The following is a 26341-nucleotide window of genomic DNA, read 5'->3' as shown; positions in this document are numbered from 1 at the left end:
GTAAATATATGGAAGATCAGTCGTCACGAGTGATCGTTACCGACATACAGATGCCGTTCTGGTCAATGGTCACTTTCATGGTGAAGTGGGTAATCGCCGCTATTCCTGCGATGCTCATATTGATGTTCATTGGGCTGTTCGCCTATTCAGCCCTTTCGGCGCTGGGCGCTCTTTCAACCATCATTCCGAGGCTCCTTTCTACAAAAGCGGGTGCTCTCTTCGTTATTGGAGTTCTCGTGATCGTAGTGGTTGCTGCTACGCGGCACTCGGATCAAACACCACTTGGTCCGAAGCAAAGGATTGCCATGGCGATCGGGCTCATTGTCTGGATTGCGATAATTGGACTCGCTGCGGGATACGACGCTGGATATCGACTGGTCAACCCCTTCAAATGAAGACGGCTCACGCGAATCGCAGGCTAAGGTAGATCTGAGTAGTCTGGGGATGGGTAACAAGAGTCCGGAGACACACGGGTGACAGTCAGCGGAGAACGTAACAGGTGCTCATACCTTCCGGACACATTCCAGAGTTGATTGATTGGTCGACTCATTTCATGGATCGTGATTCATGATGATTTGGCCTACAGCTATACCGGCCAATCAATGCAGTTGAACGCGACTTCCTCGTATGACGCACTCTCAAATTTCGACGACTCCCGACTCTGACGTGGAAACCGCTGCGCCACACGGCACGATCATCCCGAGCATGTTTCGTCCGCACCCGCTGATGCGCGGTCCGCATGCGCAGACGGTGTTTCCGACCTTGCTGCGCCCTTCGCCCAAAGTGGCGTTCCGGCATGAGCGCCTGGAACTGCCCGACGGCGATTTTGTCGATCTCGGCTGGGCCGGGCCGGAGAAGAGCGATCGCATCGCGGTGCTGGTGCATGGGCTCACCGGCGGCTTTCAATCCAAATACCTGCGCGGCACGACGCGGCTGCTGACGGCGCGGAACTGGCGGGTGGTCGCGATTCAGCTGCGTGGTGGCAGCGATGAGCCGAACCGGCATCCGCGGGCGTATCACCATGGCGATACCGGCGACTTCCGTTTCCTGTTGCACGAGCTGCAGAGGCGCGAGCCGGGCGTGCGGGTGGCGGCAGCGGGCTGGTCGATGGGCGCGAACATCGTGCTCAAAGCGCTGGGCGAGGAGGGTGATGCGATTCCGCTGGTGGCTGCCGCCGCCGGATGCGCGCCGTTCCGGCTGGAGGTCTGTGCGAACAAGCTGCGCAGCGGTTCGGCGCGGCTGTATCAGAAGCGGCTGATGCGTGATCTGGTGGCGATGGTCACGCGCAAGAACGCGGCGGTGCCGGTGCCGGATTTTGTGGATATCAAACGCACGGCGCGCTCGGTGGATTTCTTCGAGTTCGACGATGCCTATACGGCGCCGATGAACGGCTTCAAGGATGCGCTGGATTACTACGCGCGCTGCGAATGCGCGCCGTTCCTGAAGGACATCCGGCGACCGACGCTGATCGTCAATGCCAAGGACGATCCGTTCATGACGCCGGCGGTGCTGCCGACGGCGGAGATGCTGGCGCCGTCAGTGACGCTGGAGATCTCCAAACGCGGTGGGCATGTGGGGTTCGTCTCAGCAGGCCCGCGCGGCGAGCCGGTGTTCTGGATGGAACATCGATTTGCGGATTATCTGGAACAGTGCGTCCCGGCCTGAACGAATGCCCGCGCCGGTGTGGAGCGGGCATCGATTCATCAGTCTCAGCTGACCGCCACGCGCCACTCGGCGTGTGAGGCCTCACGTAGCGTAACGCGGCCTTCCTGCACCTGCTTCAGCCAGCTGCCCACGTCTTCGGCGAGACCGCGGTTGGCGAAACGGATTTCGCGCGTGCCGTCACCAATGGTGCTGATACGCGCGATGCGTGAGGCGGTGCCGGTGCCGAAGGCGCCCCCGAGCATGCCAGCGCTTTGGGCGGCGAGCAAGGTGTCCAGATCGACCGTCTGTTCGAGCACGCGCACGCCTCGTTCGCGCAGCAGCGCGATGACGCTGTCGCGCGTGATGCCGGCGAGGATGGTGCCGTCCAGCGGCGGTGTGATCAGCTCGGTTCCGATTTGCACGAACAGGTTCATCGTGCCGGCTTCGCCGAGCTGGGTGTGCGTGTGCGCGTCGAGCCAGACCACATCGTCATAACCGCGTTCGCGTGCGCGCTGCAGACCGGCAATACCGGCGGCGTAGTTGGCGCCGGTCTTGGCCGCGCCGAGTCCGCCCGGTGCGGCTCGGATCAGTTCCGGTTCCGCCCATAGCCGCAGGGTCTTGGGCTGGGGATCGCTGCAGGCGGAGACGGCGATGCTGAGGCGGTGACGCGCAGCGGCGCGCAGGCCCAGGCATTCCTCCTCAGCGAACAGGGTCGGGCGCAGATACAGCGAGCCGCGACCGTACGGCGGCACCAGCGCCGCATGCACCTGCACGGCGAGCCGGCTCAGGGTCATCAGCAGATTCTCAGGCGGCGCCGGCATGCACAGCCGGCGTGCGCTGGCCTGCAGGCGCTGCGCATGCGCATGCGGACGGAACAGATGAATGTTGCCGCTCGGATCGCGATAGGCCTTGAGGCCTTCAAACACGGACAGACCGTATTGCACGGCGCCGCTGGCGACCGGCACTTGGGACGCGGCGCGGGGCGTGATGCTGGGCGCCGACCAGCCGGATTCGGCACGGTGGCTGGCTTCGGTCAGATACGGTCCAAGGTACTGGCCGAATCCGAGCGCTTCGGGTTCCGGCCAGTCTGATGGCAGCGGTGCGAGTTGGGTTTCATCAGTGCGTTCGTACATGGGTGACTCCAGAGAATTCAGAATTTGTGAGCGGCGCTGCGTTCAGCACATCGCCTCGGTATTGGCGCGGCCGGGAATGACCATCGGCAGCACCTGGGCGTCGGTGGCGATGGGCGCACGGATCAGCATCGGGCCGGGTTGCTTCAGGGCCTCGCGCAGGCGCGGCAGCGGATCGTCGGTCGCGGCCAGATCCAGCGCGGGGACGCCGAAGCCTTCGGCGATCGTGCACAGCGCCGGTGTCTGCGGGAACAGCGAGCCGACGAAGCGGCGCTGGTAGAACAGATGCTGCTGCTGGCGCACCAGGCCCAGTGCGGCGTTGTCCATGACGACCAGCTTCACGTCGAGCTGCAGGTCGGCCAAGGTCGCCAGCTCCTGCAGGTTCATCAGCACGCTGCCGTCGCCGGAGAAGCAGACCACGCTGCGCTCCGGCGCGGCCAGCGCGGCGCCGATCGCGGCGGGCAGGCCGAAACCCATCGTGCCCAGCCCGCCCGAGGTCAGCCAGTGCTCCGGCCGCGCGAACGGATAGGCTTGCGCGACCCACATCTGGTGCTGGCCGACATCGGTGGTGACGATGGCGTCCGGCCCCATGGCCTGCGCGACAGCGTGAATCAGGCCGAAGGGCTCGCGGGGGTCGTCGCGGCCCGGCATGTCCAGCGGCAGTTCGGTGCGCAGCGTTTCGATGCGGCGGCGCCAGGCGGGGCGCGTGGTCGCCGGCACGGCGGCGAGCAGTGCGCGCAAGGCGTCGGCGGCGTCGGCCTCGATCGCCAGATCGGGCTTGCGCAGCTTGCCCAGCTCGTAGCGGTCAGCGTCGATGTGGATCACGCGGGCGCGCGGGGCAAAGCGGTCGGCGCGACCGGTGGCGCGGTCGTCAAAGCGCGCGCCGACGGCAATCAGCAGATCGCACTCCTCCAGCGCCTGATTGCAGTAGCGCGCGCCGTGCATGCCGAGCATCCCCAGGTTCAGCGGGTGCTCCGGCGCCAGCGTGCCGAGCGCCATCAGGGTCGTGGTGGTTGGCAGGTCGGCGTGTTCGGCCAGCTGCTGCGCCAGCGCCTGGGCGCGGGCCTGGGTGATGCCGCCGCCCAGGTACAGCACCGGGCGCTGCGCGGCGTCGATCATGGTGGCCGCGTGGGCAAAGGCGTCGATATCCAGCGCGCCTGCAGGGTCGGCGGCGGCCGGCCGGAACGGCGCGGGCAGGGCGTCGATGCGCAGGCGTTCGGTCTGCACGTCCTTGGGCACGTCGATCACCACCGGACCGCGACGGCCGGACTCGGCGATACGGAAGGCTTCCGGCAGGATGTCGAGCAGATCCTCGACGGCGCGCACCTCGAAGTGCGCCTTGGTCACCGAGTCGACCAGATGGCCGGTGCGGATTTCCTGGAAGGCGTCGGTGCCGATCAGTGCGCGCGGCACCTGGCCGGTGATGCACACCAGCGGCACCGAGTCGGCTTTGGCGTCGGCCAGTGCGGTAACGACGTTGGTCACGCCGGGGCCGGAGGTTGCCAGGCACACGCCAGCACGTCCGCTGACGCGGGCGATGCCCTGGGCAATGAAGCCCGCGCCCTGCTCGTGCCGCGCGAGCACATGGATCAGCCGCGAATCACCGAGCGCGCGGTACAGCGGCAGCAGCGCGCCGCCGGGGATGCCGGCCACGTGGGTGACGCCCTGGGCTTCCAGGTAGCGGGTGATCAGTTCTGCGCCGTTGATGTCCATGCTGTGGGTTCCTGTGGTGTGGAACCCCGCGGGCGGGTCGGACTGGGGCGTAAAACGAGAAAACCCCCGCCGACTTGCGCCGGCGGGGGTTGATTCAATCGTGCAGCATCCCCTACGGCGCGTCGCTAACGGCGACGACCTTTACGAGGGCAATGACGAGCTGCTGCGTGAAGTGGTTCATGTTCAGAGGTGCTGATTTCGGCGCGGAGACTAGCGGTGCGTGCCGGGTCGCGTCAAGCGGCCGACCTGCAGAGAGGGCAAGCGGGCTGCGATAATCGACGCATGCAGCAGCCATTGCCTGAGCGAAGTGATTTGAACTCCAGCCGGTTTCTCCGCGGATCGAATATTCGCGTGCCCGGCCGGGCCTGCCCGCTGCGGCGTCGCTGAAGCGCTCGGCATGGGCATCGGGGAGCTGTTTGCGCTCGGCTGCGCGTTCACCTGGGCGGTGGCGATCATCCTGTTCAAGAAGTCCGGTGAGCATCTGCCGCCGTTCGCGCTGAACCTGGTCAAGAACGCGATGGTGCTGCCGCTGTTCGTGGCGACGGTGCTGATGGTCGAAGGTCCACAGTTCCCCGCGTTGCCGGCGCGTGATCTGGCGGTGATTCTGGCGTCTGGCGTGCTCGGCATCGCCGTGGGGGACACGCTGTATTTCCGCGCACTGAATGCCATCGGTGCCAGCCGCATGGCGGTGGCGCAGGCGCTGTACTCGCCGAGCGTGATCGGGTTATCGATGCTGCTTCTCGGCGAGCGTCTGAGCCTGTGGCAGTTATGTGGGGTTGCGCTGGTCCTGTGCGGCATCGTGCTGGTGTCGTACAGCCGCGCCGAGGGCACGGCACAGCGTCGCGCGCTGCGCATCGGTGTGCTGTGGGCGGTGTTCTCGGTGTTCCTGATGGCGCTGGGCGTCGTCATGGCCAAGCCGATGCTGGAGCAATACAGCTTCCTGTGGGTGGTGAGCCTGCGGGTGGCGGCGGGATTCGCCGGCATGCTGGCGATTGCCGTATTCGGACATCAGCTGCCGGCCCTGCTGCGGTCGTACCGCGGCGTGCAACACTGGGGTGCGATCATCGTCGGCGGCATCATCGGCACCTATCTGTCGATGATGCTGTGGCTGGCCGGCTACAAGTACACGCAGGCATCGATTGCGGCGGTACTCAACGAGCTGGCGGCGGTGTTCATTCTGCCGCTGGCGGTGCTGTTTCTGCGCGAGCGCGTGGAGTCGCGGCAGGTGATCGGCGTGAGTCTGGCGCTGCTTGGTGTCGTGCTGGTGGTGAGCCTGTAGGTCGAAATTCCCAAGGGGCAAATTTCCCATCGGTTTGTCGGACAGGCCTGACTATCATCGACAGATAACAAATGAGGATTCCTCCCATGGAAGGAAGCGCACCCCGATGGGATCTGTTGCTGCGTAACGCGCTGCTGTTTGATGGCAGCGGCAACGCGCCGCGTCATGCCGATGTGGCCATTGCCGGCGGACGCATTGCTGAAGTTGCGGCGCAGTTGCCGGTGGCGGACGCGGCCCAGTGCATCGATGTGCAGGGGCGCTGGCTGATGCCGGGTCTGCTGGATGTGCACACGCATTTTGATCTGGAAGTCGAGATCGAGCCGCAGCTGCCGGAGGCCGTGCGCCACGGCACGACGACGGTGGTGGTGGCCAACTGCAGTCTCGGTCTGGCTTATGGCGCGCAACGCCGGAACGGCGAGGACCCGATCGTCGATTGTTTCGCGCGCGTCGAAAACGTACCCAAGTCGGTGTTGCGCAAAGTGGCCGACCGCGTCGACTGGAACGATTCGGCCGACTATCTGGCGCACTTCGATCGCTTGCCGCTGGGGCCGAATGTCGCGCCGATGATTCCGCATTCGATGCTGCGGATCGAGGTGATGGGACTGCAGGCCTCGGTCGAGCGGGATCCCACTGAAGCGGAGCTGGCGCGCATGGAAGCGCTGGTCGACAAGGGCATGCGCGAAGGCTACGTCGGGTTCTCCACCGATGGCTTGCCGTTTCATTTTCTGGCCAATGCGCCGAACACGCAGAAGCAGATTCCGACGCAGTTCGCGCCGTTCTCGGAACTCAAGCGCCTGACCGGCGTCGTGCGGCGCTGGGGCCGGGTGTGGCAGGCGACGCCGCCGAAGGACGACAAGCTGGCCGTGTTCCGCAACTTTCTGCTGACTTCGGGCCGCCTGTATGGCAAGCCGCTGAAAGTCACTGCGGTGGCGGCGATCGACGTCACCACCAACCGCCTGCTGCTGAAGCTGGGTCTGCTGTTGTCGCGCATGCTGAATTCGAAGCTGCTGCGTGGTGTGTTCCGGATGCAGGCGCTGGCGGCGCCGTTCAAGATCTGGAGCGATGGTGTGGTGACGCCTATCGCTGAAGAAGTGCCCGTACTGCGGCGACTGAACGAGTGCGATCTGGACGATCGTGCACGACGTGAGCGGATCATGGCGGACCCGGTCTGGGTTGCCGAGTTTCGCCGCATGTGGCGCCATGGCAAACACGGATTCGGCTTCGCACGGTTGAAGCGCTCGCTGCGCCTGGACGACAACGTGCTGACGCGCGAGCTGCGCGACATGACTATCGAACAGTGTCCGGTCGCTGAGTGGAGCGGAGAAACGATGCAGGCGGTGTACGAACGCCTGCTGCGTTGGCAGGCCAGCGGCGAGGGTGCGTGCGGTGTCGCCGAGACCGAGGCGTTTGCCAGTTTTCCGCGGCCGGCCGGAGATGACGCGGATTTCTTCCTGCATCTGTTGCGCCGCTTCGATACCACGCTGCGCTGGTGGACCGTGACCGCCAATCGCGATCCGGGCAAGACCAAGGCGTTGCTGTTCAATCCGCTGTTGCTGCCGGGTTTCAACGACAGCGGCGCGCACCTGACCAACATGGCGTTCTACGACGGCAATCTGCGCATGCTCAAGCTCGCGCAGGACGATGGTCTGGAGTGGGTGGCGCAGGCGGTGCGGCGGCTGACGCGGGAACCGGCGGAGTTTTTCGGTCTAGATGTCGGCACCGTCGAGCCGGGCGCGGTCGCGGATCTGGTGATGATCGATCCGGAGGCACTGCGCCATTTCGATCCGGATCAGTGCATTGAATATGTCTACCGGGACGCTTTCGAGCATCACCAGCTGGTCAACCGCCCGCAGGGCGTGGTTGCGATGGTGCTGATTGGCGGGCGCGTGGCTTGGCGCGACAACGCCTACACCGCGTGCTTCGGGCATGACCGCATGGGGCGTGTGCTGCGTCATCGTGACCATGCCTTGTCGGGCGAAACGCTGGCCGCGGCCGTCTGAGGTCTCGGGCGTCCCCACTGCCGTTCGGGGGGGTGAATTCGACGTTTGTCCGCCAGACGATCGCTTGAGCTGCTGACCACGGCAGGATGTGGCCGTATTCCCGAGGAATCGGCATGGCGATTGAAGACCGTTTCTATCGGATCGTGGTTGAAGCGCTGGCGCAGGACCGGCTGACGCTCCCGACGCTGCCTGAGGTCGCACTACGACTCCGCGAGCTGTTGCAGGACGACGACGTGACGGTCGCGCGCCTGGCAGCCGAAATCCATCGCGATCCGGCGATCGCGGTGCGCCTGATCCGTGTGGCCAACAGCGCGGCGATGCGCAGTGGCCGCAGCGTCGAGAACGTGCAGCAGGCGGTGACCCGCCTGGGTTTGCAGTACACGCGTCTGTTGGTGGACGGACTCGCCCTCGAACAGATGTTCGTCGCCCGTAATCCCGTGCTGAAACAGCGCCTGCTGCGCAGCTGGCAGCAAAGCGTCGATGTGGCGGCATTGGCGCAGGTGCTGGCCGCGCAATGCACCCTGTTGCAGCCGGAAATGGCGATGCTGGGCGGGCTGGTTCACCGGGTCGGCGCGCTGCCGATCGTGAAGCTCGCGGAAACCCATGCCGCGGCGCTGGAGTCCGAGGCGCAGCTGGACACGGTGATCGAGCATCTGGCGCCTCGCGTGGGTCGCATGGTGCTGCAGGCCTGGCATTTTCCGGCGGATCTGGTCGAAGTGCCGATGCTGTGGCCGGACTTCACCCGCGAACACGAAGGCGGCGCCGACTATGCCGATGTGGTGACCGTGGCGGTGCTGCGCACGCTTGGGGCCAGTGATCCGTCGCTGAAGGGCGTCGATCTGCTGCACGTGCCGGCCTTCATCAAGCTCGATCTCGATCCGACGTTCTCGCTGGCGGACACCGGACCGTTGGCGACCAACTATCAGCGTTCGCTGGAACTACTGCGCGCTGCCTGATGCCGGTGCGGCCAGCTGCGCATCCCGCGCAGCCTTGAATTCAGAGCCCGGCTTCCACTGCGGCCATGCTGTCGCATTGGCAACTCGCCAGCCGACCTCGACCAGCAGCTGCATATCCTGCGCCGCACCCCTCAGATCCCAATCCGCCTTTATTTCGTCGGAAACGTTGTGATAGTCGTGCGCGGTGTACTGTCGGCGCTTGTCGGCATAGAAGCCATCCGACTGGCCGATGACCTGACTGCCGCTGTCTGAATACAGGCCCGGCACGCCACGTTTGGCGAATTCGAACTGGTCCGATCGGAAATAGAAGCCTTTTTCCGGCTCCTTGTCAGGGGAAATGCTGCGGCCATGCGCGGCGGCGACATCGCGCAGTACGTCTTCCAGCGAATTCTGTCCGAGACCGATGACCTGCATGTCCGACGTTGGTCCCCAGGGATTCAGTCCATCCAGGTTGATCATCGCGACCGTCCGATCCAGCGGGTGTAGCGGATGACTTGCGTAGTGGCGTGAGCCGAGCAGGCCCTGTTCCTCCGCGGTGACCAGCATGAACAGGGTCGAACGCTTCGGCGGTGTCGGCATCTTGCTGTACGCCTGCGCGATTTCGAGGATGCCTGCCACGCCGCTGGCGTTGTCGAGCGCGCCGTTGAAGATCTGGTCGCCGTCCATGTCGGGGTTGCGCCCGAGGTGGTCCCAGTGCGCGGAGTAAATCACGTGCTGGTCGGCCAGCGTCGGATCGCTGCCGGCAAGGCGCGCGACGACATTGTGCGACTGCACCGTGCGCACGCTGTTGGTGATCGAGTAGCTGCTGCGCGCGCGCAGGCGTACCGGATGAAATTCGCGTCCGACCGCCGCCTTTTTCAGTGCGGCGAAATCCTGGCCGCAGGCTTTGAACAACTCTTTGGCCTTGTCCAGCGTGATCCAGCTTTGCGCCGGCACGCGGCCCATGTTCTGGTCGGCCGCGTCCAGCTCGAACTGTTCGCCGGTCCAGCTGTGTTCGACGACCTCCCACGGGTAACCGGCGGGGCCGGTTTCGTGCACGATGATGACGGCAGCGGCGCCAAGCTTGGAAGCGATTTCGTACTTGTAGGTCCAGCGGCCGTAGTAGGTCATCGCCTTGCCGCGGAACATGTTGTCGTCCAGCCGAGAGGCGTCCTTAGGATCGGGAATGGCCGGGTCGTTGATCAGCATGACCAGCGTCTTGCCGCGAACGTCCACGCCCTTGTAGTCGTCCCAACCGTATTCCGGGGCCTGCACGCCGTAGCCGACGAACAAGAGTTCGCTGTCGCGCACCTCGACCTTGGGTACGAAGCGGGACGTGGTGGCAACGAAGTCGGTGCCGCGTCGCAGCGCGATTTTCTGTGTGCCAGCGCGCAGCTTCATGGTTGGCGTTCCGGTGATGCCCACCAGCGGCACCGACTGGATGTAGCTGCCATCGGGGTTGCCCGGCGCCAGACCCATGGCCTTGAACTGCGACACCAGGTACTCGATAGTTTTCTCTTCACCGACCGTGCCGGGCAGACGCCCCTCGAACGCGTCCGAGCCGAGCACGCGAATGTGCTGCAGCAATCCGTCCGCCGTAATGCTGGACAACGCCGTGGCGTCCACCGCCGTCGCGTTGGGATCGACGGTGGGTGCGAGGGACTGGCTGGCGCAGGCGGCGAGGGTGACCGTCGCAAGCGCAGCGAACAGGGGGGCGAGCTTCATCGTTGTTCCTCCGGGGCGAATGCGGGTGCGACTTGGGTCGGGTGTCTCAGTCGTTCAGCCAGCGCTTGAGCCAATCCTGCACGGTATCGTGCCATTGCACGCTGTTCTGCGGTTTCAGCACCCAATGATTTTCGTCCGGGAACACCAGCAGCTGACTGGGAATGCCGCGCCGCTGCAGCGCGGTGAACGTGGCAATGCCCTGCTCGGTCGGGATGCGGAAATCCTTTTCGCCCTGGATCACCAGCATCGGCGTCTTCCAGTTCTTCACGAAGCGCGCCGGATTGAAGCGTTCGTAGTTCTCGGGATGGTCGAAGTAGGTGCCGCCGTTCTCCCACTCGTCGAACCACATTTCCTCGGTGCTGTAGTACATGCTGCGGTTGTCGAAGACGCCGTCGTGATTGACCAGGCATTTGAACGCGTCCGGCCAGTTGCCGGCGATCCAGTTGATCATGTAGCCGCCGTAGCTCGCGCCCAGCGCGGCTGCGCGATCGCCGTCGAGAAAGTCATACGTCTTCAGTGCGTGGGCCCAACCTTTCTGCAGATCCTCCAGCGGCTTGCCGCCCCAGTCCCCGGAGATCGAGTCGGTGAAGGCCTGGCCATAGCCGGTCGAGCCATGGAAGTCGATGAACACGACGGCGTAGCCGAGCCCCGAGTAGAACGCCGGGTTCCAGCGGTAGTGCCAGTCGTTGCCCATGCTGCCCTGCGGACCGCCGTGGATGATGAACGCGACCGGATACTTCCGGCCCTTCTTGTAGTTCCACGGCTTCATCACATAGCCGTAGACCGTCTCGTCGTTCCAGCCGGCGAAGCTGAACTGCTCGTATTCACCGAAGCGCACGGTGGCCAGGCGCTCGCTGTTGAAGTGGCTCAGACGCTGTGCCGAGCCGTTGGTGTCGAGCCGATACAGGTCGGACGGCTGCGTCAGCGTGTCGAAGGCATAGACGATGGTGCCGTCCCGCTGATCGAATCCGGAAACATGTCCCGCGCCGGTCAGCGTGTTGACCTTGCCGCTGGCCACGTCGACCGCAAACAGGCGGTGCTGGCCGAGGTCATCCGCGGTGGTGTAGAGCGTTTTGCCGTCGGCAGAGAAGCTGAGTGGGCCCGCCGAGTGGTCCCAGTCCGGTGCAACTTCACGCGTAGTGCCGGTCTTCAGGTCGCGCAGCATGATTGCGAGGCGGTCAGCCTCGAAGCCGGCGCGCCGCATCGCCAGGTAGGCCAGGTGCGTGCCGTCGGGCGAGAACACCGGCGCGGTGTCCATTGCTTCGTTGGCGTCGGTCAGGTTCTGCGGCGGCTTGCTGCCGTCGACCGGCGCCAGCCAGACGTCCAGATTGGTGCTCCAGGCCTCGGTGGTGCCGGCGATGCGCGCGGTAAAGGCCAGCGTCTTGCCGTCCGGCGAGAACGCGTACTCGGAGGCGTCGCCGAACGGTTTGCTCGGCGCGTCGCCGTCGATGCCGCGAGTCACGTGGATCGGGTCCGTCGCCTTGCCGTCCGCCCCGATCGCCAGGGTGAACAGCTGTGAGCGTGCGCCGTTTCTCCAGGTGTCCCAATGCCGGATGAACAACTTGTCGAACACCCTGCCGCTGCGTTTGCTTGCGGCCAACTCGTCCAGGCGGCGTTTGCTGCAGGCGATGTCGACGCAGTCGGCGAAGACTTCCAGCGAGAGCGCGAGCCGGCTGCCGTCCGGCGACAGCGTGAAGCTGCCGACGTCCAGAGGCAGGTCGGTGACCGCCTGCGCTTCGCCACTGGCCATCGGCAGTCGCCACACTTGCGCACTGCCGGAGCGGGTCGACAGGAAGTACAGAAACTGACCGTCCGGCGACCAGCGCGGATCGCTGTGGTGGCCGCCGGCACTGGTCAGCGCACGGTTGCTGCGGTCGTCCAGGTCCATCAGCCAGAGATTGTTGACGCCCCGGTTGGCATCGTAATCGGTGCTGCGCACGACATAGGCCAGACGTTTGCCGTCCGGCGAAAGACGCGGATCGGAGACCCGTTCGAGGCGGACCAGGTCGCCGGCGGTAAATGGACGCAGTTCAGGTTTGGGCGTTGCGGACATGGCAGTCAGACTGGCGGAAATGAGGGCAGCGCCCGCGATCAGACGAATCATTCGGTTCGTGCCTCGAAGCTCGGGTTCGTGTGTTGTGTCGCGGTGAAGGGCGGATGATAAACGCATCGCTGAAGGCCGAACTCCGGGTAATGTCTCAGCGCCACGGGGTGATCCATTACCTATACTCGGGCGCAATCACCTGCAGAAATTCGCCATGAGCACACCGAATCCCGCCGTGCCTTCAGACAACGCGTTCGTCCGCGACGACGATTTTCTCGGGCATCCGAAGGGCCTGTACGTGTGCTTCTTCACGGAGATGTGGGAGCGTTTCTCGTTCTACGGCATGAAGGCGCTGTTGCTGCTGTACATTCTCAAATATCACCTGTTCACAGATGACGCCGGCTACGATCTGATCGGCGCCTACGGCGGTCTGGTCTATGCGGTGCCGGTCATCGGCGGCCTGCTGGCCGACCGCTACCTGGGCATGCGCAAAGCGGTGGTGTTCGGCGGGGTGTTGCTGGTGCTTGGCCATCTGGGCATGGCGTTCGAGGGCGAGCAGGCGCGGGTGGTCGACGGTGTGGTCGTGCGCGACGAGGCGGCACTGCAGGTGTTCTACCTGTCACTGGCGTTGATCATCATGGGCGTCGGCTTTCTAAAGCCGAACATCTCGACCATCGTGGGCAAGCTGTATCACGAGCATGATCCGCGCCGCGATTCCGGCTTCACGGTGTTCTATGCGGGGATCAATGTCGGCGCGCTGTTCTCGAGCCTGATCTGCGCCTTCCTCGGCGAGACCTACGGCTGGAAGTACGGCTTCGGCGCCGCCGGCATCGGCATGGTGGCCGGCCTTGGCGTGTTCCTGTGGGGGCAGAAGTATCTGCACGGACATGCCGAGCCCAACGATCCCGCGCTGCTGCGCGAGCGTGTCCTCGGGCTGCCACGGGAATGGCTGATCTACCTCGGCGGTCTCGGTGGGGTGGTACTGGTGTGGCAGCTGATCCAGCGCACCTGGACCGTGCACGGCGCGATGCATCTGATCGCGCTGGCGTTTGCGCTCTGGTTCGTCTGGTTCCTGGTCCGCAAGTGCACGCCGGCCGAGCGCGGCCAGATGGTGTCGCTGGTGGTGCTGATCCTCGCCGTGCTGGTGTTCTTCGCGCTGTACGAGCAGACCTATGGTTCGTGGATCACGTTCACCGACCGCCTGCTGACCAAGGACCTGTTTGGTCTGACGACCGAGGCGGTCGGTGCGCTGCCGTGGGCCACGTATTCGCTGGCGGTGAGTCCGGTGCTGATGGTCGCGGCATTGCTTGCGTCCGATCGCGGCAAAAAATCCGTCTCGATAGTGATGGTGATGCTGATGGGGGCGGGACTGGTGCTGGCGCTGGCGCACGACGTGGTGCTGGTGCCGCAGACGGCCGGTTCGCTGACCTTCCTTGGAGCCTTCTTCATCGTGGCGCTGGCGCCGGTGTTCGCCTGGCTGTGGCCCTGGCTGGCACGGCGCGGCCTGAATCCGAGCACGCCGCTGAAGATGGCGATCGGACTGGTGATCGCGGGCCTGTCGTTCCTGCCGCTGGTGGCGGCGTCAAACATTGCTGCAGGTGGCACGATGGCCAGCGTCTGGTGGCTGGTGCTGGCCTATCTGATTCTGGAGGTCGGCGAAGTCTGCCTGTCGCCGATCGGCTTGTCTGCGGTGACGCAGCTGTCCGTGGCGCGGGTGGTCGGCGTGATGATGGGCGCGTTCTGGCTGGCCACGGCCTATTCGGAAGTGCTTGCTGCGCAGTTGGGCAAGCTGTCGTCTATAGAGATCCCCGAAGGCGAAGCCATCAACATGCTTGAAGCCGCCAGCAAATACACCGACCTGTTCTGGCTGTCATGCTGGATCGGTCTGGGCGCCGGTGTCGTGATGCTGGTGCTGACCCCCGTGATCCGTCGCGGTATGGGCAGCGTTGCCGACTGAGCGGTGCCTGGGTCTTCCTCAGTGTTTGCCGAATTTCGGCGTACGGCGACGTCCCAGCGCTAGCAGGCCCAAGGTCAGCAATACCGCGGGACTGATGGCGCCACCCCCACCGCTGCCACCGCCGCCGCTTGCGCCGCCGCCGGAGCTGCCGCCCGAAGTGCTGCCGGCGCCCGCATTGCGTCCAGCGACCTGGTTTTGACCGCTGCTGTCCGGATCAAGCCATGCCTTGAGCTGACCGGAAGCCGCGTTGTTCGCCTTCCACTGGGTTGCGATGCGTGCGTAATAGTCATCAAGGCCATTGCCAGAACTGCCGTCGCAGCCGGAGCTGCCGCCGGACAAAGTACCCACCAGCCGGTGATTCTGGTTCCACAGGCCGGAGCCTGAGGAGCCGGGTTCGGTGACGCCCTGGGACCAGGACGGGACGCGCCAGGCCGGAATGTTGGGGCCCAGCAACTGCAGCTGCACGCTGCTGGCCTGCAGGGGCTGGGTGAAGACGCTGATCTTTTTGGCATCGCCGGAAGGATGATGCAGACCGACGCCGGAGTTGCCGCCGCTGCCGCTGGCGTCCCAGCCCGCGTAGTAGACGTTGTAGCTGGACGGCGGTTTGCTGCCCAGTTCGATCAGCGCGAAATCGGTGCCATTGTCATTGGCGCGCAAGGTCGATCCAGTGATGCTTTGCGCGTCGCTGGCATCGTCGACGCCCCCGCAACTGCTGTTGTCAAAATTGAAATAGCTCACGACGCCTGAAGCCGGGCTGCCCAGCGTGCCAATTCCGCAGTGGTTTGCCGTCAGCACATAGGGTGTGCCGTCGCCGCGCAGGGTGTTGACTAGGGTGCCGGAGCACAAGCCGACCGTCAGCGTGGCCGGGATCTGCAGCTTCACTTCCGATCTGATTTCGGCACGCCACTCATTGCCCTGGCTACAGGCGGTGTCGATGTTGCATGAGCCCGAAGCGCCCAGATCCCGCGCATTGCGAAAACCGTGGGCCAGCTTGCCGAGTTCCAATGCGACGGCGTCGCGGTCGGCGTCGGGCACGCGCAACTCGATGACGGCGGTATCGCCGGCGACCCAGGGGGTCCACAGAGTGCCCTCGTCGGTCTGATTGGCTTGGGTGAATGGGCCGCGCACGCTATGCCCGTCGGCGGCATAGATCCAAAGGTCGGCGCCGGCGGGCAGTTCGAATTGTTTGAATTCGAGAATCAACATCTGCGCGCCGGCCGAGTAGGCGCGTGCGCGCCAGCGCGCACGACCATCGTCGCTGCGATCCCACAGGCCCATATTCAGCGAGACGGGCAGATCGACATTGGCGGCGATCGGGTAGGGGCCGGCGCCCTTGACGGCTTCCGCCGCTGCGACGGCCTTGCTGCTGATGGCCTGGGGAACCGCGTGCATCGGGACGAGATCGAGATCGTCGACGCTGGGGCTCATCGCCATTGCATTGGCGGCCAGCATCAGGGCACTGCCAGAGGCGGCGGCGCGGATCGCGTGCAGGAGGTTCATCGGCAGGCTCCGTAGATCGGCCTGAGATGTTGCACCAAATAAGTGCTTACCGCGACTGCGGGCGTCGCCGCCTTGCCAACGCGGCCAGCATCAGCATCAGCATCAGCATGCCCGAGCCCATGCCGCCGCCGCTGGATCCTGACGGGGTCGGGGTCGGGGTCGGGGTCGGGGTCGGGGTTGGCGTTGCAGTCGGTGTCGGACTGGGCGTTGGCGTCGGTGTGGGCGATGCTGTCGGAGTCGGAGTCGGAGTCGGAGTCGGAGTGGCACCGGGATTCTTGCCGTCCAGTGTCAATGCCCCGCTACTGTCTGGGTCGAGCCAGGCCTTGAGCTGACCGTCCGGTGTCGCATTGGCCGTCCAGCCGCGTGCAAAACGGGCGAAGTAGTCGGGCTCTCCTGGGGTGCTGCAGGAGGCACCGCCGCCCGAGAGCACGCCAACAAGACGATGATTCTGATCCCACAAACCGCCACCCGACGAGCCGGTTTCGGTGGTGCCCTGATTCCAGGTGACTTCCCAGGTATCGACTGAGCGTGTGCAGGCGGGGAGGATGCCATCAATGCAGACGCTGTCGACTGCAGTTGCAGGCTGGGTGAATTCGCTGATGCTCTTTTCGTCGCCGCTGGGGTGATGAATCGCCACGCCAGACTGTGGTGCGGTGGTCCGTGCGGACCAACCGGCGTAGTAAACGTCGAACGTCGCGTTCGGCTTCTTGTTCAGACGGACCAGGGTGAAGTCTGAACTCACGTCATCGGCGAGGAAGGTCGAGCCGCTCTGATTCTGGCTGAGTGAGCCATTGCGGCTGCCGCCGCAGCTGCTGGCTTCGAAGTTCCAGTAAAACACCACCGATGACGCCGGGCCGCCATCCACATCGCCAATGCCGCAGTGGTCCGCGGTAATGAAGAGCGGGTCATCGTTCTGGCGAACATTGTTCAGCAGCTCGCCACTGCACAGGTAGGTGTTGCCGATGGAAATCCGAGCTGCGGAGCGGATGTCGTCACGCCAGTTGTCGCCGAGCGGACAGACTACGTCAATGTTGCAGCTGCCGGATTTGGCAATGTTGCTGGTCTGGTCGAAGCTGCGAAAGCCGTAGAACACCTGCGCGATCTGCAAATCCACAGCATTGCGCTGCTGTACTGGAACCTGCAGCTCGATCACCGCGGTTTCGGCTGGCACGATCGCGGTCCACAGGCCGCCTTCCGGGTTCTGATCGCTGGCGTCGTACGGGCCTTGCACCAGCGCTCCGGCGCCATCGTATATCCACAGTCGAGCGCCTGACGGCAGGCCGAAGCGCGCGAACTCAAAGCTGATCGACCGCGCACTTGCCGAGTAGACACGGGTGCGCCAGCGCGCAGTTTTCGCGTTGGTTTGATCCCACTGGCCGTCGGCGAGGGTCAGCGTGGCCGGCATCGCAACCGCGTAACGTCGCGGCTCGGCGCCCGCGAGTGCTGCCTTGGCGATGCCCTGCTGGCTGATGCTCGGGCTGACCACGTTCAGCGGCAGCTGGTCGAGATCGGACAGGTCTGGGCTGAATGCATGCGCCGCAAATACCGGGACGAGCAAGAGCAGGAGCAGTGATCGAATGCGCATGGAGCGGGGTTTCCAGGGGCGGGCAGGGCCAAGGGGCCAGATGGGCTTGAAGCGATTTGCTTCCGGATAGATAGCAGACCCGATCAGGCCACTGCAGTTCCGGAGGGGTAATCGGGTGACATCGACGGTTTGAGCGGCATTGCTGCTTCAGGTCGATCTACTTGAAATGCGCGGGCGCAGGCTTGCTCCGCTGCGCAGTCGCAGATCCTGCGCTGCGACATGTTCGAGCTGTAGCACGGCACTGGCGATGGCGCTGTGGCCATCGCCGACGGCATCGACGATTTCGCCGACGGTGCTGTCGCCGGACAGCACGTCGTCACCGGCCTGCGGCGCCGCGCCGTCGAGGTCGCAGACGAACAGGCGCCGCTTCAAATTGCCGAGGTAGTGCAGACGGGCGACGATCTCCTGGCCGGTGTAGCAGCCTTTGTCGAAGGCAATGCCGCCGAGCTGGTCCAGATTGGCCATCTGCGGTACAAAATGATCGCTGGTGGCCGTGACCACGACCGGCTCCCCGGCTTCGATCTGCGCCCGACGCCAGACCTCGAATGGTGCGTCCAAATTGAGGGTGCAGCTCCGGCTCAGTGTCTGTGCAGCCGCTTCGACGGCCGCGCCAGGGCCGACAACGCTGTAGCGCGGCGTGGCGCCGTGGCGCCGTAATGCGCACAGGCCATCACCATTGCGGCTGCAGGCCATCGCAGCGTCTGGCGTGCTCAGGCCCAGGGCGGCCAGCGCGGATGCGGCGTCTGGCCCGATCAGGCCAATACTGCGCAGTGCAGGGCCTGGTTCGTCCAGCGTCACACGGGAGCGCAACACGAACATGCGCAGTCGCCCGATGACCGCCGAGGCGATCGATGCATGCAGCTCGATCAGGACCGATTCCTCGTCCTGAATCAGGTGCAGGACTGCCAGCATGCGCCCCTTGGGGCTGTTGTAGCTGCTGATCTGTGCCGCCTGGGGACTCAGCTTGCGCAGATCGCTGCTGAGCTGGCCTTGCAGAAACTCGCGCGCGTCGGCGCCACTCGCGCGCAGCAGCGTCAGCTCGTCAAGAGGGAGTCCAATGGTCGTATTCATTGCCGGAAGCAGTCTAAATTTGTCACACTATTACGGCTAAGCCGCCTCGATTATCCAGTGTCCGACCATCAGGATCTCAAACCAAGCGCCGTTCCGCCTGCTCCGGCAGACGAACCGGTGCCGTTGTCTGCGCTGCTGAAGCAGATGCAGAAGCAGGATCCCGCATCAGAAGAACAGCTCCCGGCAACGGCGCCGAAACAGGAGCAGGTTAGGGAAATTGGCGGCCGCAGCGACGGATTGGAACCGACGCGCTATGGCGACTGGGAAAAAAACGGTCGGTGCATCGATTTCTGATACTTCTAGTTTCACGTCTTCACGTCCCTTCGTGGGGGAGCCGGAATGAGCAGCAAAACACCCGCGGACCCGCGTCCGCTATCGCCCTTCATGCTGGGGCAGTACTACCGTTTCCAATGGACTTCGCTGCTGTCGTTCGCTCACCGGATTACCGGAATCGGACTGACCGCAGGTGCGCTGTTGGTGGTTGGCTGGCTGACCGCGATGGCAGGAGGCCCCAAAATTTACGCGATGGTCGGTCCGCATATCACCGCGTGGTACGGCCAGATCCTGCTGTTCTGCTGGACCTGGGCGCTGATGTATCACCTCGGTAACGGCGTCCGTCACCTGTTCTGGGATGTCGGCATGGGCTTCGATCTGAAGACCGCCGAACGCTCCGGTTACGCGGTGGTGCTGGTTTCGCTGGTTCTCACCGTGGCGGCCTGGGCGGTCGCCCGCTTGGCATAAGGGAGACCCGCCATGAGCAATGATTTGCGTTCTCCGCTGTCGCGTGCGCGCGGCCTCGGTTCGGCCAAGGATGGTGTCCACCATTTCTGGGTGCAGCGCGTGTCCGCGCTGGCCCTGGTTCCGTTGTCGCTGTGGTTCGTGTTTTCGATCGCCAAGCTGGCAACTGGAAATACCAGCTATGCCGCGCTGGCGTACTGGATTTCAGCGCCATCGGTGGCTGTGACCCTGGTGCTATTCCTCGCAGCCACGCTGTATCACTCGATGCTGGGTGTGCAGGTTGTGATCGAGGACTACGTGGCGGCTCCGGCATCCAAACTGACGGTGCTGATGCTGAACAAATTCGTCCACGCCATCGCTGCGGCTGCCGGCATTTTTGCCGTGCTCAAGATCGCGCTCGCCTGAGGAAACACCTGAACATGGCTGCTTACGAGATCATTCATCACGAATACGACGCAGTGGTTGTCGGCGCCGGTGGTTCCGGATTGCGCGCGACCCTGGGTCTGGCCGAATCCGGCCTGAAGACGGCGAACATCACCAAGCTGTTCCCGACGCGTTCGCACACCGTCGCGGCACAGGGCGGCATCTCCGCGGCGCTGGCCAACATGGGCCGCGACGACTGGCGTTGGCACTTCTATGACACCGTCAAGGGTTCCGACTGGCTCGGCGACCAGGACGCGATCCAGTACATGACGCGCGAGGCGATCCCCGCAATCATCGAGCTGGAACACTACGGCGTGCCGTTCTCGCGCACCCCGGACGGCAAGATCTACCAGCGTCCGTTCGGCGGCATGACCACCGAATTCGGCAAGGGGCCACCGGCGCAGCGCACCTGCGCCGCCGCTGACCGCACCGGTCACGCAATGCTGCACACGCTGTATCAGCAGTCGCTGAAGTGCAAGGCGCAGTTTTTCATCGAGTATTTCGCGCTCGATCTGCTGATGGACGAGGACGGCAGCTGCTGCGGCGTGCTGGCCTGGGATCTGGCGACCGGACAGTTGCACCGCTTCCGTTCGCATCTGGTGATCCTGGCGACCGGTGGCTACGGCCGTGCGTTCTTCTCGGCGACCTCGGCGCACACCTGCACTGGTGACGGTGGCGGCATGGTGCTGCGTGCCGGCCTGCCGCTGCAGGATCTGGAGTTCGTGCAGTTCCACCCGACCGGCATCTATGGCTCGGGCTGTCTGATTACCGAAGGCGCGCGTGGTGAAGGCGGCTACCTGACCAACAAGGACGGCGAGCGCTTCATGGAGCGCTACGCGCCGAGCGTGAAGGACCTCGCCCCGCGTGACATGGTGTCGCGCGCGATGGCAACCGAAATCCGCGAAGGTCGCGGTGTCGGCGCCGAAGCCGACCATATTCATCTGCACCTGGAGCACCTGGGGCCGGAAGTGCTGCACGCACGCCTGCCGGGGATCTCCGAGTCGGCGAAGATCTTCGCCGGCGTCGACGTGACCAAGGAGCCGATCCCGGTGGTGCCGACCGTGCACTACAACATGGGCGGCATCCCGTCGCTGTACACCGGTGAAGTTGTGACCCTGAAGGATGGCAATCCGGACAGCGTGGTGCCGGGGTTGATGGCGGTCGGCGAAGCGGCCTGCGTGTCGGTGCACGGCGCCAACCGCCTGGGTTCGAACTCGTTGCTGGATCTGGTCGTGTTCGGCCGCGCTGCGGCGATCCGCGCCGCCGAGCTGGTCAAGCCGGGCACACCGCACAAGAAAATCTCCGGCGCTTCGGAAGAGAAGGCGCTGGCGCGTCTGGACGGCTTCCGCAACGCCAAGGGCGGCAGCTCGACCGCGCAGATCCGTCTGGACATGCAGAAGACCATGCAGAAGCACTGCGCGGTGTTCCGCGAGGGCGATCTGATGCGCGAGGGCATTGAAAAGCTCAAGGGCGTCATCGACAACTTCACGCAGGATCTGGGCGTGACCGATCGCGGCATGATCTGGAACTCCGATCTGGCCGAGACGCTGGAGCTCGACAACCTGATGGGCCAGGCGCTGCTGACGATCGTCGGCGCCGAGAATCGCGAAGAGTCTCGCGGCGCGCATGCACGCGACGACATCAAGGATCGCGACGACCAGAACTGGATGAAGCACACGATCGCGTGGCGGACCGACGACAAGGACGTGAAGATCGACTTCCGCCCGGTGCACATGCAGCCGCTGGATGCCGAGGTGGAACATATTCCGCCGGTGGCCCGCAAGTACTGATCAGCAGGACGATATCGACATGGCTCAGTTTTCGCTTCCGCAAAATTCGAAGATCGACAAGGCTGCCAGCAAGACCTTCAAGGCTCCAGCCGGCAGCAAGAACGTCAAGACGTTCAAGATCTACCGCTACGACCCCGAGACCGGCGCCAATCCGCGCGTCGACAACTACGAGGTCGACATGGACAGCTGCGGGCCGATGGTGCTCGACGCGCTGATCAAGATCAAAAACGAGACCGACGCGACGCTGACGTTCCGCCGCTCGTGCCGCGAAGGGATTTGCGGCTCATGCGCGATGAACATCGACGGCACCAACACGCTGGCGTGCATCAAGTCCTGCGACGAGATCAAGGGCGACGTCTCGATCTATCCGCTGCCGCACATGCCGGTGGTCAAGGATCTGGTGCCCGATCTGACGCATTTCTATGCGCAGCTGGCATCGATCGAGCCTTGGTTGAAAACCGACTCGGCGGCGCCGACGCGCGAGCGTCTGCAATCCGAGGCGGATCGTGCCAAACTCGACGGTCTGTACGAGTGCATTCTGTGTGCGTGCTGTTCCACCAGTTGCCCGAGCTACTGGTGGAACTCCGATCGCTACCTCGGCCCGGCAATCCTGTTGCAGGCCTACCGCTGGCTGGTCGACTCGCGCGATGAAGCGACCGGCGAGCGCCTGGATGCACTGGAAGATCCATTCAAGCTGTATCGCTGCCACACGATCATGAATTGCTCCAAGACCTGCCCGAAGGGACTCAATCCCGCCAAGGCGATCGCGGAGGTCAAGAAGATGGTCGTTGAGCGCAAGATCTGAGCGTGACGCTGGATTATTTTGGATCGAACGGGGCGGCTTGGCCGCCCTTTTCGTTCACAGGAGACAAGCATGAGTCATGACGGACGACTGCGCTGGCTGCTGCGGCGCGGCATGAAGGAACTCGATGTCATGATGGAGCGCTACTACGCCGCGCGCTTTGAGCAGGCGCCACCGGCGGAGAAAGCGGAGTTCCTGCGACTGGTCACTCTGGCCGAGGATCCCGACATCTGGGCCTGGACCATGGGCTATGAACCGGTGCCCGAAGACTATGCCGTCATCATCGAACAGCTTCGCATCTACCGTTGATCTGAGTCTGCGCCCGTCATTCCGGGCGCTGCGATGGCTGTTCGGCTTGCATGCACTGATGCTGGCGCTGTTGATGGCGAGCGGACTGCCAACCGCACCGATGCTGACCCTGCTGGCGGCGATCGCTGGTTCTTGGCTATGGTTGAGGCGTCACCCGTCGCTGGGCTTTGGTCCGCAGGCGGTGACTCGTCTGATCTGGCATGCCGATGGCAGTTGGACCGCGGTGCATGCCAATGGCGCGCAGTCCGAGGTAGAGCTTGCGGAAGACTCGATCGTGCATTCGTCGCTGTTGCTGTTGCGCCTACGGCACGCTGGTCGTCGGCGGAGCATCTCGCGCCTGATTCTCGGTGACGAACTGGACGGCGAGTCCTTGCGCCGTTTGCGAGCGCGTTTGTCGTCGGTGTGACCGGCAGCAGAAAAGGGGAACGACCAGAGGTCGCTCCCCAAATGACGGGCGCATAACGCGCCCGATCAGGCGCTCTGTACGCAGGTCTAGTAGCGGTATCCGACGTTGACGCCGTAGGCCAGCGGATCAATCTGGACAGTGCCGACATCGGCGCCGCCGACTTTGACGTCGGTGTCGATGTCGATGTAGCGCACATCCACTCCCAGCACCCACTTGCGGTCCGTGCTCAGCGCGAAGTCGACGCCGACCTGACCTGCAAGACCCCATGAATTGTCCAGTTCCAAGGCGGGCCCGTTGTTATCGAGCTTGTCTTCCCAGAACATCGTGTAGTTCACGCCGATGGCGACGTACGGATCAATCGCGGCAGTCGGCATGAAGTGATACTGCACAGACACGGTCGGCGGCAGGTGTTTGGTTGAGCCGGCCTTGGCGCCGTTGAGATTGATATCGTGCTTGAACGGCAGTGCACCGAGGACGTCGATCGCGAGATTCGGCGTCAGGTAATAATCGATGTTGATCGTCGGACCGACCTGACTGTCGACAGTAACGTCGTACGCGCCACCGGCAATCGTGCCGTTGTCGGATTTCGGGTCAACATTGTGCACGCCAACGCGGAACATCAGCGGACTTTCGGCCGCAGTTGCAGTTGCGCTTCCCAATGCCGCAACAGCGGCCAGCGCGGCGAGGGCGATCCCCATGGGTTTCATCGTTTTCATCGCTTCATCTCCGATCACGATATCTGTCGATATCTGGTGCGAGATGATGGTGCGATCTGAGCGAGCGCGAACTGATCCGTGTCAATGCGCCGTACGCACCGGAAAGGGGCGGACAGGCGTTCAGCCGCGGCCGGGCAGGACCGTAATGACCGACTCGGTGCGGGTGTCCGGATAGTCCAGCGTGTAGTGCAGACCGCGGCTCTCAGGTCGAGACAGTGCCGAGCGCACGATCAGATCCGCGACTGTGACCAGATTTCGGAGTTCGATCAGGTCCGCACTGATGCGATAGTTGCCGTAGTACTCTTGGATCTCTTGCTGCAGCAAGTCGATACGGTGCTGCGCGCGCTGCAGGCGCTTCGTGGTGCGCACGATGCCAACGTAGTCCCACATGAACGTGCGCAATTCCAGCCAGTTGTGTGAAACCACGACATCCTCGTCGGAATCGGTGACGCGGCTTTCGTCCCAGGGCGCCGCGTCCGGCTGCGGCGGGACCCCGGGCAGATTCGCGATCAGGTCTTCGGCCGCCGCCTGGGCGAAAACCAGGCATTCGAGCAAGGAGTTCGAGGCCAGACGATTGGCGCCGTGCAGGCCGGTGCAGGCAACCTCGCCGACGGCATACAGCCCGGCAACGTCGGTACGGGCTCGCAGATCGGTGAGAACCCCACCACAGGTGAAGTGGGCCGACGGCACCACCGGAATCGGCTCCTTCGTGATGTCGATGCCGAGTTCCAGACAGCGTGCATGAATGCTGGGGAAGTGGCTGCGGATGAAGTCGGCGGGCTTGTGCGTGATGTCCAGCAGCACATGCTTGAGGCCGAGTCGCTTCATTTCATGGTCGATCGCGCGTGCAACGATGTCGCGCGGCGCCAGCTCCGCGCGCTCGTCGAAGCGCGGCATGAAGCGTTCACCCGGGCTGCCATCGTCGTTCGGGAGGCGCAGAAGCGCACCCTCACCGCGCAAGGCTTCGCTGATCAGGAAATTACGCGCGTCCGGATGAAACATGCAGGTGGGATGAAACTGCATGAACTCCATGTTGGCGATCCGGCAACCGGCGCGCCATGCCATGGCAATGCCATCGCCGGAGGCGCCGTTGGGGTTGCTCGAGTACAGATAGACCTGATTGGCGCCACCAGTGGCCAGGACCACCGCGCGTGCAGTAACGGCGCGGACGCCCCCGGCTTCGACGTCGAGCAGATAGGCGCCAACGACGCGTTTCAGTCCGGCGTCGACGATCAGGTCGACCGCAAGCGTATTTTCCAATGCCTGAATGTTCGGGTGGGCGGCGGCGAGGCTGGACAACGTGGTTTCGACGGCGCGCCCGGTCGCATCGGCTGCGTGGACCACGCGGCGGTGACTGTGGCCGCCTTCGCGGGTCAGATGCAGTTCGCGCTGATCGTCCTCGTCACGGGTGAATTCGACGCCCTGGTTGATCAGCCAGCGCACGCTGCTGGCGCCGCGCTCCACGGTGAAGCGGACCGCCTGTTCGTCGCACAGTCCGGCACCTGCGACCAGCGTGTCATGGACGTGATGTTCGACTGAATCCTCGGCGTCCAGCACCGCGGAAATGCCGCCCTGCGCCCACAGCGTGCTGCCCCCGCTCAACGGTCCCTTGGATACCACGGTGACCGCGATACCGGCTTGCGCCAGGCGCAACGCGCAGGACAAGCCGCCGGCGCCGCTGCCGATGACCAATACGTCGGTTCGCTTCATGCGGAAGATCTGTTGTCGATGAACGGGCTGCAAGCGTTGCCGCGAGGTGCCGCAGCGCTTGAGGTTGGATACTGCCAGATTGGTACAATCAGCGGATTATGCGGTTGTCGCGCCGGTTTGGGGGCGATGCCTCGGCGCGGCACCAAGTTGGGTGACGCGATGTTCGGCGATCGCATAACGACACACGAACCGCTGACCACCTTACGCGGCCCACGAGCTGACGTTTACTAGACTACGCGCGCATGTCCGAAACGAGTATCGACGAACAACTGGTGACCCGGGCACAGTCCGGCGACCAGCGCGCGTTCGAACTGCTGGTGCGCAAGTACCAGTACAAGATCGTCCAGCTGGTGGGGCGACTGGTTGGCGACGCCGATGCGCCTGATGTGGCGCAGGAGACGTTCATTCGCGCCTGGCGCGCCCTCCCAGGGTTCCGCGGCCAGTCTGCGTTCTACACGTGGCTGTACCGGATCGGCATCAATACGGCCAAGAACTACATCGTCTCTCGCAATCGCCGGCCGGCCGATCAGGACATCGATATCGCTGACGCTGAACTTTACGGCCACACTGAGCATCTAAGCGACGTGGACACGCCTGAGGCGGAGTTGCTGACGGATGAGATCAGACAGCGCGTTACCGAGACGATTTCGGAACTGCCTGACGATTTGCGTACGGCGATCACGCTGCGCGAGCTGGAAGGTTTGTCCTACGAAGAGATTGCCAGCGCGATGGATTGTCCGATCGGCACTGTACGGTCCCGTATTTTCCGGGCACGCGAGGCGATCGACGTCGCATTGAAGCCTTTGCTGGAGTGAACATGCGACGGCAGGGTTGGCAGCAATTTCTGGAAATGGCGGAACTTTT

At 64.0% G+C, this 26341-nt stretch carries 23 protein-coding genes; 14 read left to right on the top strand and 9 right to left on the bottom strand.

The features are described 5' to 3' along the window. Positions 1-8 precede the first annotated feature (8 nt). A complete protein-coding gene (locus E4T66_RS05140) occupies positions 9-395 on the top strand; it encodes a hypothetical protein (RefSeq protein WP_136847830.1) in 387 nt (128 codons plus the stop codon). 232 nt (positions 396-627) lie between these two features. Then, positions 628-1665 (top strand): hydrolase, encoded by a 1038-nt coding sequence (locus E4T66_RS05135; RefSeq protein ID WP_136847829.1) that lies wholly within the window; start codon positions 628-630, stop codon positions 1663-1665. A 44-nt stretch (positions 1666-1709) separates the two neighbouring features. On the opposite strand, the gene E4T66_RS05130 is transcribed toward E4T66_RS05135, so the two are convergent. Both E4T66_RS05130 and ilvB read right to left on the bottom strand, forming a co-directional pair. Next, positions 1710-2777: an aminotransferase class IV gene (locus tag E4T66_RS05130; RefSeq protein WP_136847828.1), complete on the bottom strand. Its 1068-nt coding sequence runs from the start codon at positions 2775-2777 to the stop codon at positions 1710-1712. A 42-nt stretch (positions 2778-2819) separates the two neighbouring features. Further along, the gene (ilvB, locus tag E4T66_RS05125; protein ID WP_136847827.1) at positions 2820-4487 is read right to left on the bottom strand and encodes a biosynthetic-type acetolactate synthase large subunit; all 1668 of its coding nucleotides are present in this window, start codon (positions 4485-4487) and stop codon (positions 2820-2822) included. A gap of 397 nt (positions 4488-4884) precedes the next feature. On the opposite strand from ilvB, the gene E4T66_RS05120 reads away from it, so the two are divergent. The 3 genes from E4T66_RS05120 to E4T66_RS05110 all read left to right on the top strand — a co-directional run bounded on the left by E4T66_RS05120 (position 4885) and on the right by E4T66_RS05110 (position 8722). Continuing rightward, positions 4885-5766, top strand: a complete 882-nt coding sequence (locus E4T66_RS05120; RefSeq protein ID WP_136847826.1) for a DMT family transporter — start codon at positions 4885-4887, stop codon at positions 5764-5766. Positions 5767-5852: 86 nt separating this feature from the next. After that, positions 5853-7766, top strand: a complete 1914-nt coding sequence (locus E4T66_RS05115; protein ID WP_136847825.1) for an N-acyl-D-amino-acid deacylase family protein — start codon at positions 5853-5855, stop codon at positions 7764-7766. Positions 7767-7879: 113 nt separating this feature from the next. Then, positions 7880-8722, top strand: coding sequence for an HDOD domain-containing protein (locus E4T66_RS05110; protein WP_169577481.1), 843 nt, complete (start codon positions 7880-7882; stop codon positions 8720-8722). On the opposite strand, the gene E4T66_RS05105 is transcribed toward E4T66_RS05110, so the two are convergent. Beyond that, positions 8705-10426: a M28 family metallopeptidase gene (locus E4T66_RS05105; protein WP_136847823.1), complete on the bottom strand. Its 1722-nt coding sequence runs from the start codon at positions 10424-10426 to the stop codon at positions 8705-8707. The genes E4T66_RS05110 and E4T66_RS05105 overlap by 18 nt on opposite strands. 46 nt (positions 10427-10472) lie before the next feature. Beyond that, positions 10473-12479: a S9 family peptidase gene (locus E4T66_RS05100; RefSeq protein WP_248679447.1), complete on the bottom strand. Its 2007-nt coding sequence runs from the start codon at positions 12477-12479 to the stop codon at positions 10473-10475. Between the two features lie 205 nt (positions 12480-12684). On the opposite strand from E4T66_RS05100, the gene E4T66_RS05095 reads away from it, so the two are divergent. Further along, positions 12685-14427 carry a peptide MFS transporter gene (locus E4T66_RS05095; protein ID WP_136847821.1) on the top strand — a complete coding sequence of 581 codons (1743 nt, stop codon included), beginning with the start codon at positions 12685-12687 and terminating at the stop codon, positions 14425-14427. A gap of 18 nt (positions 14428-14445) precedes the next feature. Here the strand turns inward: E4T66_RS05095 and E4T66_RS05090 are convergent, their stop codons facing one another. The 3 genes from E4T66_RS05090 to ygfZ form a co-directional block, all read right to left on the bottom strand. Next, positions 14446-15927: a trypsin-like serine peptidase gene (locus E4T66_RS05090; protein WP_136847820.1), complete on the bottom strand. Its 1482-nt coding sequence runs from the start codon at positions 15925-15927 to the stop codon at positions 14446-14448. A gap of 46 nt (positions 15928-15973) precedes the next feature. Next, positions 15974-17512, bottom strand: coding sequence for a trypsin-like serine peptidase (locus tag E4T66_RS05085; protein WP_136847819.1), 1539 nt, complete (start codon positions 17510-17512; stop codon positions 15974-15976). A 147-nt stretch (positions 17513-17659) separates the two neighbouring features. Further along, positions 17660-18583 carry a CAF17-like 4Fe-4S cluster assembly/insertion protein YgfZ gene (gene ygfZ / locus E4T66_RS05080; protein WP_136847818.1) on the bottom strand — a complete coding sequence of 308 codons (924 nt, stop codon included), beginning with the start codon at positions 18581-18583 and terminating at the stop codon, positions 17660-17662. Positions 18584-18700: 117 nt separating this feature from the next. Between ygfZ and E4T66_RS21525 the strand changes: the two genes are divergently transcribed. The 7 genes from E4T66_RS21525 to E4T66_RS05045 all read left to right on the top strand — a co-directional run bounded on the left by E4T66_RS21525 (position 18701) and on the right by E4T66_RS05045 (position 23051). Beyond that, positions 18701-18877, top strand: coding sequence for a DUF1674 domain-containing protein (locus E4T66_RS21525; protein ID WP_441347694.1), 177 nt, complete (start codon positions 18701-18703; stop codon positions 18875-18877). 45 nt (positions 18878-18922) lie between these two features. Then, a complete protein-coding gene (sdhC, locus tag E4T66_RS05070) occupies positions 18923-19324 on the top strand; it encodes a succinate dehydrogenase, cytochrome b556 subunit (protein WP_136847817.1) in 402 nt (133 codons plus the stop codon). 12 nt (positions 19325-19336) lie between these two features. Then, complete coding sequence (sdhD, locus tag E4T66_RS05065) at positions 19337-19726, top strand: succinate dehydrogenase, hydrophobic membrane anchor protein (protein ID WP_136847816.1); 390 nt, start codon at positions 19337-19339, stop codon at positions 19724-19726. A 14-nt stretch (positions 19727-19740) separates the two neighbouring features. Continuing rightward, positions 19741-21534, top strand: coding sequence for a succinate dehydrogenase flavoprotein subunit (gene sdhA / locus E4T66_RS05060; RefSeq protein WP_136847815.1), 1794 nt, complete (start codon positions 19741-19743; stop codon positions 21532-21534). A 19-nt stretch (positions 21535-21553) separates the two neighbouring features. Continuing rightward, positions 21554-22339, top strand: a complete 786-nt coding sequence (locus E4T66_RS05055) for a succinate dehydrogenase iron-sulfur subunit (protein ID WP_136847814.1) — start codon at positions 21554-21556, stop codon at positions 22337-22339. A gap of 69 nt (positions 22340-22408) precedes the next feature. Continuing rightward, on the top strand, positions 22409-22645 hold the full coding sequence (locus E4T66_RS05050) for an FAD assembly factor SdhE (protein WP_136847813.1): 237 nt from the start codon (positions 22409-22411) through the stop codon (positions 22643-22645). Continuing rightward, complete coding sequence (locus tag E4T66_RS05045; protein WP_169577480.1) at positions 22608-23051, top strand: protein YgfX; 444 nt, start codon at positions 22608-22610, stop codon at positions 23049-23051. The genes E4T66_RS05050 and E4T66_RS05045 overlap by 38 nt, the downstream gene beginning before the upstream one ends. Positions 23052-23137: 86 nt before the next feature. Here the strand turns inward: E4T66_RS05045 and E4T66_RS05040 are convergent, their stop codons facing one another. Further along, positions 23138-23767 carry an OmpW/AlkL family protein gene (locus E4T66_RS05040; RefSeq protein ID WP_136847811.1) on the bottom strand — a complete coding sequence of 210 codons (630 nt, stop codon included), beginning with the start codon at positions 23765-23767 and terminating at the stop codon, positions 23138-23140. 120 nt (positions 23768-23887) lie between these two features. Continuing rightward, positions 23888-25477: an L-aspartate oxidase gene (nadB, locus tag E4T66_RS05035; RefSeq protein WP_136847810.1), complete on the bottom strand. Its 1590-nt coding sequence runs from the start codon at positions 25475-25477 to the stop codon at positions 23888-23890. 242 nt (positions 25478-25719) lie between these two features. Between nadB and rpoE the strand changes: the two genes are divergently transcribed. Continuing rightward, on the top strand, positions 25720-26292 hold the full coding sequence (rpoE, locus tag E4T66_RS05030; RefSeq protein WP_136847809.1) for an RNA polymerase sigma factor RpoE: 573 nt from the start codon (positions 25720-25722) through the stop codon (positions 26290-26292). Positions 26293-26341 lie beyond the last annotated feature (49 nt).

Source organism: Sinimarinibacterium arenosum (assembly GCF_005047655.1).
Lineage (GTDB): Bacteria > Pseudomonadota > Gammaproteobacteria > Nevskiales > Nevskiaceae > Solimonas.
Note: the sequence above shows the minus strand (reverse complement) of the source record. Positions and strands in the feature narration are given on the sequence as shown.

What these genes read in the sequence shown, in the direction of transcription:
- E4T66_RS05140 (WP_136847830.1), top strand. Translation starts at nt 9, where the DNA reads ATGGAAGATCAGTCGTCACGAGTGATCGTTACCGACATACAGATGCCG.
- E4T66_RS05135 (WP_136847829.1), top strand. Translation starts at nt 628, where the DNA reads ATGACGCACTCTCAAATTTCGACGACTCCCGACTCTGACGTGGAAACC.
- E4T66_RS05130 (WP_136847828.1), bottom strand. Translation starts at nt 2,777, where the DNA reads ATGTACGAACGCACTGATGAAACCCAACTCGCACCGCTGCCATCAGAC.
- ilvB (WP_136847827.1), bottom strand. Translation starts at nt 4,487, where the DNA reads ATGGACATCAACGGCGCAGAACTGATCACCCGCTACCTGGAAGCCCAG.
- E4T66_RS05120 (WP_136847826.1), top strand. Translation starts at nt 4,885, where the DNA reads ATGGGCATCGGGGAGCTGTTTGCGCTCGGCTGCGCGTTCACCTGGGCG.
- E4T66_RS05115 (WP_136847825.1), top strand. Translation starts at nt 5,853, where the DNA reads ATGGAAGGAAGCGCACCCCGATGGGATCTGTTGCTGCGTAACGCGCTG.
- E4T66_RS05110 (WP_169577481.1), top strand. Translation starts at nt 7,880, where the DNA reads ATGGCGATTGAAGACCGTTTCTATCGGATCGTGGTTGAAGCGCTGGCG.
- E4T66_RS05105 (WP_136847823.1), bottom strand. Translation starts at nt 10,426, where the DNA reads ATGAAGCTCGCCCCCCTGTTCGCTGCGCTTGCGACGGTCACCCTCGCC.
- E4T66_RS05100 (WP_248679447.1), bottom strand. Translation starts at nt 12,479, where the DNA reads ATGTCCGCAACGCCCAAACCTGAACTGCGTCCATTTACCGCCGGCGAC.
- E4T66_RS05095 (WP_136847821.1), top strand. Translation starts at nt 12,685, where the DNA reads ATGAGCACACCGAATCCCGCCGTGCCTTCAGACAACGCGTTCGTCCGC.
- E4T66_RS05090 (WP_136847820.1), bottom strand. Translation starts at nt 15,927, where the DNA reads ATGAACCTCCTGCACGCGATCCGCGCCGCCGCCTCTGGCAGTGCCCTG.
- E4T66_RS05085 (WP_136847819.1), bottom strand. Translation starts at nt 17,512, where the DNA reads ATGCGCATTCGATCACTGCTCCTGCTCTTGCTCGTCCCGGTATTTGCG.
- ygfZ (WP_136847818.1), bottom strand. Translation starts at nt 18,583, where the DNA reads ATGAATACGACCATTGGACTCCCTCTTGACGAGCTGACGCTGCTGCGC.
- sdhC (WP_136847817.1), top strand. Translation starts at nt 18,923, where the DNA reads ATGAGCAGCAAAACACCCGCGGACCCGCGTCCGCTATCGCCCTTCATG.
- sdhD (WP_136847816.1), top strand. Translation starts at nt 19,337, where the DNA reads ATGAGCAATGATTTGCGTTCTCCGCTGTCGCGTGCGCGCGGCCTCGGT.
- sdhA (WP_136847815.1), top strand. Translation starts at nt 19,741, where the DNA reads ATGGCTGCTTACGAGATCATTCATCACGAATACGACGCAGTGGTTGTC.
- E4T66_RS05055 (WP_136847814.1), top strand. Translation starts at nt 21,554, where the DNA reads ATGGCTCAGTTTTCGCTTCCGCAAAATTCGAAGATCGACAAGGCTGCC.
- E4T66_RS05050 (WP_136847813.1), top strand. Translation starts at nt 22,409, where the DNA reads ATGAGTCATGACGGACGACTGCGCTGGCTGCTGCGGCGCGGCATGAAG.
- E4T66_RS05045 (WP_169577480.1), top strand. Translation starts at nt 22,608, where the DNA reads ATGCCGTCATCATCGAACAGCTTCGCATCTACCGTTGATCTGAGTCTG.
- E4T66_RS05040 (WP_136847811.1), bottom strand. Translation starts at nt 23,767, where the DNA reads ATGAAAACGATGAAACCCATGGGGATCGCCCTCGCCGCGCTGGCCGCT.
- nadB (WP_136847810.1), bottom strand. Translation starts at nt 25,477, where the DNA reads ATGAAGCGAACCGACGTATTGGTCATCGGCAGCGGCGCCGGCGGCTTG.
- rpoE (WP_136847809.1), top strand. Translation starts at nt 25,720, where the DNA reads ATGTCCGAAACGAGTATCGACGAACAACTGGTGACCCGGGCACAGTCC.